Below are 8,917 nucleotides of genomic sequence, written 5' to 3'. Positions count from 1 at the left end.
GGCCCCAGACGGTCGCGGCCCACGCGCGTTCCCAGCCGGGCGCGGGGCGGCCCTTGTCGCGGCGGCGCGCGAGCCAGATATGGACCCCGCTCGCGGCGAGACAGGTGAGCGCGAGGCCGAGCGCGAAATAGACGATCTTGACGATCGCGCCGCCGAACCAGCCGAAATGGAGCTGGCCCATGCCGCCGAGCAGATCCTCGCCGAGGTTGTTGTCGCTGGCTTTCCCTTCGTTGTAGATCGTCGCGTCGCGGCGGAAGGCATAGCTGTCGGTGCCCGCCATGCGGTCCGGCTGCTCGACGTTGAAGAGCGCGGCGCCGCCCTGTTCGGTCGGATGCTCGGTGAAGATATAGGTGAGGCGGCCGCCGTCCTGCGGCAGCTTCGCATACATGGGACGAAGGTCGAGCACGGGCGCGGGGCGCGGATCGTCGACCGGCGGCGCGGGGATGAAGAGCGCATAGACCTTGTTCACGTCGCCGTTGAACATCGCCATGCCGAGCACCCCGACGATGATCGTCGTGAGTCCGAGGAAGGCGCCGGTCAGCGAGATGATGATGTGGAAGGGCAGCGCCCAGACGCCGAGCCGGTTGTGAAGGTCGGCCTCCTGCAAGCGCTTCGATCCGCCCAGACGCAGGTGGAAGGCGTCGCGGAAGATGCGCGGGTGCGCGAGAATGCCCGAGATGAGCGACGAGAGCAGAGCGACCCCGGTCAGCCCGACGAGGAAGCCGCCCCATGTGCGCGGCAGGTGGAGGTTGATGTGGAGGCGCGTGATGAACCCGGTCCACGCGAAGTCCTTGCCGGGGACGAGCTTGCCGGCCGCGTCGGCGAGGAAGGAGCGATCCTCGTCGGCGTCGACATAGAGGAGGAGGCGCGGGAAATCGGCGGTGGGCAGCGTGATATAGACATGCTCGACCCCGGGGCCGCCCGCGACGATCGCACCCTCGAACGCGGACTGGACCGCGGCGGGGGTGGCTTGGGTCAGCTGCGGCGCGGTCGCGCTTTCCCAGCGCTGGAATTCGTGCGCGAAGACCGCGAGGCTCCCCGACAGGCAGATGAGATAGATGAGCGCGGCGAAGGCGAGGCCGAGGCTGCTGTGGCCGCGGAGCACCGCGCGGACGAAGCCCGCGGGGATGCGCGACATCAGCTCCTTCTTCTTCGCGGGCCGTTTCGGCGTCGGGACGGGAGCGGCGGTCATGCGAAGCCCTTCACGATGGCGGCGGTGAAGCTGACGAGCGCGACGCCGGTGAGGACGGCGGTCGCGCGGAGGATGCGGTTATCGGCGAGCGTCCACGCCATGCAGCCGCCCCAGACGACGGGGACGATGAGGCCGCCGACGACAAGCCGCGTCTGCTGCTCGCCGGGGACGAGCGCGGCCCAGGCGATGCCGACGCCCATCGCGGCGATCATCCCGATCGGGCCTGCCAGCAACCAGCGCAGCGTCTCGCGTCCCCTGGTCGTGGCGCGGTCGGACGGTTCGGGGGCGAGGCTTTCGCGCGCGGAACGCGCCTTCGCCTGCCGGATGCTGTAATTCGATGCCACCACGGCAAGCGCGGCGGTCGAGATCAGCGCGAGCGCGATGAAGGGACCGCGCACGGCGCCGAGCGCCCACGCGGGAAGGACAGTCGCGGCGACGATCAGCAGCCAGCCGGCGAGGACGAGGCCGCGCTTATGGTCTTTGCCCTGCCACGAACGGCGGAGCAGCCAGGTGCCCGCGCCCGCCGCACCGGCAATCAGCAGCGCCGGCAAAAGCGCCGAACTGTCATCCATAAGTCCCCCTGCGTCGTTCCGGTTCAACTATTGACACGCATTCGCAATAGCAATAGCGCCCCTCGTTAGCCAAGCGGGGAGCTAAAGACAATGACCAACTATTTCAGGCCGGTTCTGGCCGTGATGCTGGCTGGCGCAGCGATGCCCGCTTGTGCCGGCGAAGCGGCGGTGGATGCAGTGACCGAAGCCGGCGAGGCGGGGAGCAGCAACGAGATCGTCGTCAGCGGCCTGAAATTCGACCGTTCGCTTCAGGATACCCCGACGAGCGTCAAGGTGTTCACGTCGCAAGAGATCGAGCGGCAGAATCTGGTCTCGGTTTACGACCTGATCGACCGGACCGCGAACGTCGCGTCGACGCTGGGCGAATCGGGTTTCAACATCCGCGGCATCGCGAGCACGAACGTTTCGGGTACCGGGCTCGGCGACCTCGCCACCGTCTATCTCGACGGATCGCCGTTGCCGCGCGAAGCGAGCGGCGGCGGGCCGCTCGATTTGTGGGACCTCGAGCAGGTCGAAATCCTGCGCGGGCCGCAATCGACGCTGCAGGGACGCAACGCGCTCGCGGGGTCGATCATCCTCAAGACTGCCGACCCGAGCTTCGAGTGGAAGGGCAAGGCACGCGCGATGATCACCGACGCCGACGGCGAATATCGCTTCGCCGCGGCGATCGGCGGGCCGATCATCGACGATGTGCTGGCGTTTCGCGTCGCGGGCGAAGTGGCGCGCGGCGACGGGCTGATCAAGAACAGCGTCACCGGAGGCGATTACGCGAAATCGAACAGCGAGGTGGTGCGCACCAAATTGCTCTTCACCCCGGCGGGCGCCGGCGGGCTGCGCATCGTCGCCTCCTATCTCCATGACCGGCATTTCGGCAACGACGGGCGCGGCTATTCGCTGACCGACCTGCCGGATAGCTGGAAGCGCCGCACGGTCGAGGCGAACCGCGAAACTTATACGAAGACGAGCACCGACCTGTTCACGCTCGATGCGTCGCTGCCGCTCGGCGACATATTCACGCTGTCGTCGATCAGCACCTATAATCACCTCAAGACCTTTTCGGTGTACGACGGCGACCTGCGCCGCGAAGACGAAGCCTATGGCGATTATTCGACCGACCAGAAGATTTTCAGCCAAGAGGTCCGGCTGACCTTCGACACCGGGGCCTTGCAGGGGCTGATCGGCGGCTATTATTCGCACCACAGGAATCCCGATTATCTGGCGAACAGTACATTCAGCCTCGACCTCGACCTGGATCTGGGCCTGACCAGTCGCGTTGCGGGGTTCCTCGCGCTACCGCCGGCGCAAGGCGGCGCGGGAATGGATCCCGCGACCGCGCTGGCGACCGCGCAGGCGGTGCGCGCGGTGTATCCGCAGCGCGTCTTCATCGCGTCGGAACAGCTCTATCCCTTCGACATCCAGACGCAGGCGCTGTTCGGCGACGCGAGCTGGGAGGTCGCGCCGGGGCTGAAACTGCTCGCAGGTTTCCGGTACGACCGCGAAAAGCAGAAGGTGCGGAACGAGAATGACGTCTCGCTGATCACCGCGATCCCGAACCCGGCCGATTATGCCGCGAACCCGACCTTTGCGTTCATCCTGCAAACGGTGAACAACCTGCTGCTCGCCGACGTCGAGGATGCGAGCAGTTCGGGGCCGCAGCGCAAGACGACCTATGAGGCGTTCCTGCCCAAGGGCGGTGTGTCGTGGGAAATCGCGCCCGACAAGACGGTGAGTGCGATCGTCCAGCGCGGCTACCGGTCAGGCGGTAGCGGGATCAATCCGGGCCGCGCGCGCGCTTTCACCTATGATCAGGAATATACCTGGAATTACGAACTGTCGCTGCGGACGCAATGGCTCGACCGGCGGCTGACGTTCAACGCCAACGCCTTCTACATCGACTGGACCGACCAGCAGGTGCAGGTCCAGCTGTCGGAGAACCGCTTCGACTATGAAACCCGCAACGCCGGCAAGTCGCGCGTCTGGGGCTTCGAGGTCGAAAGCGGTTTCGACGTCACCGATGCGCTGAATATCTACGGCTCGGTCGGCTATGCGAACAGCCGGTTCTCCGACTTCGTCGTCGACAACGGCAATGTCGAGGATCTGGCGGGCCACCAGTTCGCGCAGGCGCCGCGCTGGACCGCGGCCGCCGGTTTCGACTGGCACCATGCGAGCGGCGTGTCGGTCAACGTCAACGCCAATTACCGCGGCGCGCAATATCAGAGCGTCGTCGCCCAGTCGGCGGGGCGCGACGTTCCCGCGCGTACGCTGGTCAATGCCAGGATCGGGTACGGCAACGAGAATTTCGGCGCGTATCTGGTCGCGACCAACCTCTTCAACGACAAATATTACGACTATCAATATCGAAATGCCGGACGCCTGCAGGCGCTGCTCGGCGAGCCGCGGCTGATCGGGCTGACCTTCGAAGGCCGCTTCTGAACGAACGGGCGGATGGCGCGGTGGTGCGCCATCCGCCCGGCTGGTCCCGGCCGCAGGGCGAGGGTCCTGACCCCGGCGGCCGGGGAGGGGTCACTTGGTGGTGTAGCCGCCGTTGACGAGGATCGTCTGGCCGGTCATCCACCAGCCGTCGGACACCAGCATGCGGATCCACGGCACGATGTCGGCGATATCGGTGAGCCCGGTCTTGGTGAAGGCCGAGAGCGCCGCAGCGGACTTGTGATAGGCTTGCGCGTCGGCTTCCTCGGCGGGGTAAAAGAAGGGGGTATCCATCGGGCCGGGGCCGATCGCGGTCACCGAAATGCCGCGTGTCCCGAACTCCTTCGACGCGGCGCGCGTATAATGTTCGACCGGCGCCTTGGTCCCCGCATAAGCGGCGTAGAAGGGCGTGAAGGCGCCGAGCAGCGACGTGACGAGCGTGCAGACCTTGCCATTGTCGTTCACATGGCGGCCGGCCTCCTTGAGGAAGAAGAAGGCGGTCTTCGAATTGACCGCGGTCATTTCGTCATATTCGGCTTCGCTGATTTCGGTGAAGGGCTTTTTCAGCACCTTGCCGACGGTATTGATCGCGATGTCGGGGCGGCCGATCGCGGCGATCGTATCGGCGAAGAGCTTTTCCATCGCGCCCGCCGATGTGAGGTCGGCCTGAAAGGCGACGGCTTCGGCGCCCGCGGCGCGGATCGCGGCGAGCGTCGCTTCGGTTTCGGCGGCCGAGGCGGGGCTGTTGTAATGGATCGCGATCGCCTTCGCGCCCTCGGCGGCGAGGTCGCGCGCGACGAGGCCGCCCAGATTCTTGCCGCCCCCGGCGATGAGGACGGTCTTACCCTTGATGCTGTGATCGGCCATTCCGGTCTCCTTGGTCATTGATTATCCAAGGCTAAGGCGCTTTCGCCTTGTCCGCTTTCAAATTCCGGCGCAGTTTTCGAATATCGTCATGACGAGTCGTGGGGACTCGGAAGGTGGGTGATTGACCGAAGCCGCAACCGTCTGGGATGGTATCAGGCCGCGATCGGGGCGCGACGTCGTCGCACGACATCAGGCGCGGATCGGCCAGCTTGGCGTGCTCGCCGCGACCGAAAATCTCGAGGCGCCCACCGACTGGGCGTTCGAGGAAGATCATCATGTCATCGTCGTCCATCTCGGTGGTCAGCTCGACCGGATGGTGTGCGAATTTTCGGTCGGACCGTCGGGACCGGTGCTGCCGTCGCGCGGCGATGTGTGGATGATCCCCGCCGCGTGCCGCTATGCCGCGCTCGCGCAGGGCGAGCGCGCGGAGTTCGTCGAGCTGAACGTGCCGACGGCGCTGCTTGCCGATGCGCCGCTGGTGGCGCGGGTGCAACATCGCGACGCGTTTCTTTTCGATGCGGCGGCGCGGCTGTTCGAACTGGTGCAGGGCGCCGACGATGATCTGGCGCGGATGGCATCGCACGAGGTGGGCGACGCACTCGAGCGGCATCTGTTTCATCGATATGGGCATCGCGACCCGCGGCCCATGCGGCGGACGTTGTCGGCATCGGATCGCAACCGGCTGGTCGATGCGATCCGCGGGCAACTCGACGCGCAGCACAGCCTCGCTGCGCTGGCGGCGCTTGTCGGCATGGACGTGCGCGGTTTTACCGGTGCTTTCCAGCAGGCGTTCGGCGTGTCGCCCTGGCAATATGTGATGCGGGCGCGGCTCGACGAGGCAGCGCGGCAGCTATGGTATGGCGCCGAGCCGGTGACCGAGATTGCCCTTGCCACCGGCTTTGCCTCGCCGAGCCATTTCGCGACCGCTTTTGCGCGGCGCTTCGGGGTGCCCCCGTCGCGCTATCGTGCCGCGGCACGTTAGGGTCTTTCCGGTCCGGAAAGACCCCGGCGCGGGCGGTTCGGCGCGTCAGAACTTCAACCGCGCCCCGACATAGAATTGGCGGCCGTTGTCAAAGATGGCGCGCGGGCGGTCGCGGGTGCCCGAATATTGCTCGATCTTCTCGTTGGTCAGGTTGACCGCATCGGCAGTGAGCGCGATATTGTCGGTGATGTTGACGCTGACCGACGCGTCGAGCGACGAGAGCGCGGCCTGGTTGAGCGGCGCCGCGCGGTCGATGTCGATGAAGAATTTCGACCGGTAGTTGTACGAGAGCCGCGCGCTGATCAGGTCATTTTCGAAATAGCCCGTCAGGTTGAGTGAATGCTTCGAATTGCCCGGGATCGGGTCGCCATTGTTCGCCTTGGCGTCCGAATAGGTGTAGTTGACCACCGCGCCGAAGCCGCCCCAGATCGGGCGCGACACCTGAAATTCGAAACCCTGGTTGCGCCCGCCGTCGCCGTTGCTGCGCCGGTTGATCTGATAGGGGCAGTTGAACAGGTTGGGGTTGCCGCCGGGCGCCGCGACGCAGCCCGCGGGCTCGGACCCCGGCACGAAAACGCTCGGCAGGATTTCGGTCGAGGTCGTGTTGACGATGTACGACTGGATATCCTTGTAGAAGGCGGCGAGCGCGACGATCGTCTCGCGGTCGGGATACCATTCGATCGACAAATCATATTGGTTGGCGCGATAGGGATCGAGGTTCGGATCGCCGCCGCGGCCGGTGAGCAGGGTGCCGTTGAGGTCGACGCCCGGCGTGATGTCGACGAAATCGGGGCGCGTCACCGTCTTGCCTGCGGCGAAGCGCAGCACGACCTGGTCCGACAGGTCGACCGACAGGTTCGCGCTTGGTAAGATGTCGGTGTAGGAGCGTTTCGCGCGCGACGGGGTGAAGCCGCCGAACGGGTTGGTGAATTCGGGATCGGTACCGCCGATGATGAAACCGTCCGACGTCTGCTTGGTCTCGATCACGCGGACGCCGACATTGCCGCGCCAGCCGTCGCCGCCGAATTTGGCGAGGCCGTAGCCGCCCCACGCCTTTTCGTTGATCGAGTAAGTGTTGCCGGGGACGAGGAAGCGGTCGTTCGAGGGCGACGTCGACGCGCCATAGATGGCGCGCAGCTTCGCGGGATCGACGCGCCAATAGTCGCGGAGCGTGCCCGGCGACGCGATATTGTCGAGGAAGTCGCCGGGCATGCCGCCGCCGGTCGCGAAATCGGCCGAGGTGCACGGCGCGCCGTCGCAGCGAAGGCCGGGAGTGAAGACGCCGCCGTTGGTCGCGAAGCGTTCGGCGACGCGGTCGTGATCGGTATATTTGACCCCGAATTTGAGCGCGGTGAGCGGCCCCCATTCGACCTCTTTTTCGACGTCGAGATAGACATATTTCTCTTCATCGTCGTTGGTGACCGACTGGATGCGCCCGAAATCGGGGCGGATCCCCGCGGGATTGAGCGGGTCGGGGTTCGCGAAGCTGACCTCGGGACGGCCGCTGGTGAGGTCGTAGCTGAAGGCGCCGGGGCCGGCGAATTCGATGAAATTCTCGTTGCTCGTGTCGCCGTTCGCCTTGGTCCAGCCGGCCTTGAAATGGATCGAGAGGCTGTCGGTCGGGCGGTATGTCACGTCGAAGTCGGCCGAAACGGTCTTGGCGACCGCCTGGCGGTCGATCGCGTCATAGACGACGCCGAAGCCCGTCGTGCCGCCGTTCGCCGAGGCGATGTCGCCCGACACCGCGACGCCGTCCTCGATCACCGCACCCGTGATCGTGCCGCCGCCGCCGAGCGCCTGTTCGCCCCACGCGATATAATTCTGGTTGAAATTGTCGGCGTTGAAACGCGAGTAGAGCCCGGTGATGTTGATTTCGAGCGCGTCCGACGGGCGGAACTGGATGCCGATATTGGCGCCGTAGCGTTCGCGATTCTGTTCGAACATCGTCGAGCCGATCAGCGTCGGGACGAGCGCGCTCTGCCCGCCGCCGACGGGGAAGGAGCGGTAGCCGAAGATTTCGAGCCCGTCGCGGCGCGTGCGGCGCTTCTGGTAGATCGCGCCGACGAGAACGCCGAAAGTCTCGTCGTCATTCTTCCAGCTGACGAGGCCCGAGACCTGCGGGTCGACCTTGCCCGACAGGTCCGAATAGGCGGCCTGCACCGAAGCCGAGAGGGTGAGCGGATCGAGGTCGAGCGGATTGCGCGTGATGACGTTGATCGTGCCGCCGACCCCGCCTTCCTCGACGTCGGCCTGCGGGCTCTTGTACACTTCGAGGCGGCCGATGATCTCGGCGGGCAGGGTCAGATAGTTGAAGCTGCGCGTCGAGGCGACCTGATCGAGGATGAACCAGTCGGCGGTCGCGACGCTGTGGCCGTTGAGCAGGGTCTTGGTGAGGTTCGGCGCGGTGCCGCGCAGCGAGACGCGCTCGCCCTCGCCGAATTCGCGGTTGACGACGATGCCGGGGACGCGCTGGAGCGCTTCGGCGACATTCTTGTCGGGGAATTTGCCGACATCCTCGGCGGTGACGACGTCGGCGATCACCGACAGGTCGCGCTTGGCGTCGATCGCTTCGCGGAGCGAGCCGCGGATGCCGGTGACGACGATTTCGCTTTCGGCCGCGGTGTCGGCGGCGGGCGCGGGGGTCTGGGCCTGCGCCGCGCCGGCGGCGAAAAGCAGCGTACCAATGCTCGCCGAAGCGAGCAGATATCTTGCATTGGTCATGTAAAGTCTCCCTCTTTTGATCCGTGGATCAATTTTGCTCTGATTTTCTGGGGAGTTTATAGATACCAATCTATACGTCAAGCTCGATATGACGCGATTTCCGACCAATTCAGATGAAATCCGGAGCGTTTTGGTACTTTATTGGTATCGTTA

6 protein-coding genes are annotated in these 8,917 nt (G+C 65.4%); 2 read left to right on the top strand and 4 right to left on the bottom strand.

The features are described from left to right. Together VN047_RS03155 and VN047_RS03150 are read right to left on the bottom strand one after the other, a co-directional pair. A partial coding sequence (locus tag VN047_RS03155; protein ID WP_325539940.1) for a PepSY-associated TM helix domain-containing protein occupies positions 1 to 1,192 on the bottom strand: 1,192 nt, incomplete at its 3' end. Next, entirely contained in the window at positions 1,189 to 1,764 is a 576-nt protein-coding gene (locus tag VN047_RS03150; RefSeq protein WP_325539938.1) for a hypothetical protein, read from the bottom strand. The genes VN047_RS03150 and VN047_RS03155, both read right to left, overlap by 4 nt. A gap of 90 nt (positions 1,765 to 1,854) precedes the next feature. Between VN047_RS03150 and VN047_RS03145 the strand changes: the two genes are divergently transcribed. Continuing rightward, positions 1,855 to 4,197 (top strand): TonB-dependent receptor, encoded by a 2,343-nt coding sequence (locus VN047_RS03145; protein ID WP_325539936.1) that lies wholly within the window; start codon positions 1,855 to 1,857, stop codon positions 4,195 to 4,197. A 90-nt stretch (positions 4,198 to 4,287) separates the two neighbouring features. Here the strand turns inward: VN047_RS03145 and VN047_RS03140 are convergent, their stop codons facing one another. Next, complete coding sequence (locus tag VN047_RS03140; protein ID WP_325539934.1) at positions 4,288 to 5,061, bottom strand: SDR family oxidoreductase; 774 nt, start codon at positions 5,059 to 5,061, stop codon at positions 4,288 to 4,290. A gap of 121 nt (positions 5,062 to 5,182) precedes the next feature. Here VN047_RS03140 and VN047_RS03135 point away from each other — a divergent pair, with 121 nt between their 5' ends. Continuing rightward, positions 5,183 to 6,043 carry an AraC family transcriptional regulator gene (locus VN047_RS03135; protein WP_325539932.1) on the top strand — a complete coding sequence of 287 codons (861 nt, stop codon included), beginning with the start codon at positions 5,183 to 5,185 and terminating at the stop codon, positions 6,041 to 6,043. 45 nt (positions 6,044 to 6,088) lie between these two features. On the opposite strand, the gene VN047_RS03130 is transcribed toward VN047_RS03135, so the two are convergent. Further along, entirely contained in the window at positions 6,089 to 8,764 is a 2,676-nt protein-coding gene (locus VN047_RS03130; protein ID WP_325539930.1) for a TonB-dependent receptor, read from the bottom strand. Positions 8,765 to 8,917 lie beyond the last annotated feature (153 nt).

Source organism: Sphingopyxis sp. (assembly GCF_035565275.1).
GTDB lineage: Bacteria > Pseudomonadota > Alphaproteobacteria > Sphingomonadales > Sphingomonadaceae > Sphingopyxis.
Note: the sequence above shows the minus strand (reverse complement) of the source record. Positions and strands in the feature narration are given on the sequence as shown.

Bases quoted from the DNA above. Each gene is read 5' to 3' on its own strand.
- VN047_RS03130 (WP_325539930.1), bottom strand. From the start codon at position 8,764: ATGACCAATGCAAGATATCTGCTCGCTTCGGCGAGCATTGGTACGCTG.
- VN047_RS03140 (WP_325539934.1), bottom strand. From the start codon at position 5,061: ATGGCCGATCACAGCATCAAGGGTAAGACCGTCCTCATCGCCGGGGGC.
- VN047_RS03145 (WP_325539936.1), top strand. From the start codon at position 1,855: ATGACCAACTATTTCAGGCCGGTTCTGGCCGTGATGCTGGCTGGCGCA.
- VN047_RS03150 (WP_325539938.1), bottom strand. From the start codon at position 1,764: ATGGATGACAGTTCGGCGCTTTTGCCGGCGCTGCTGATTGCCGGTGCG.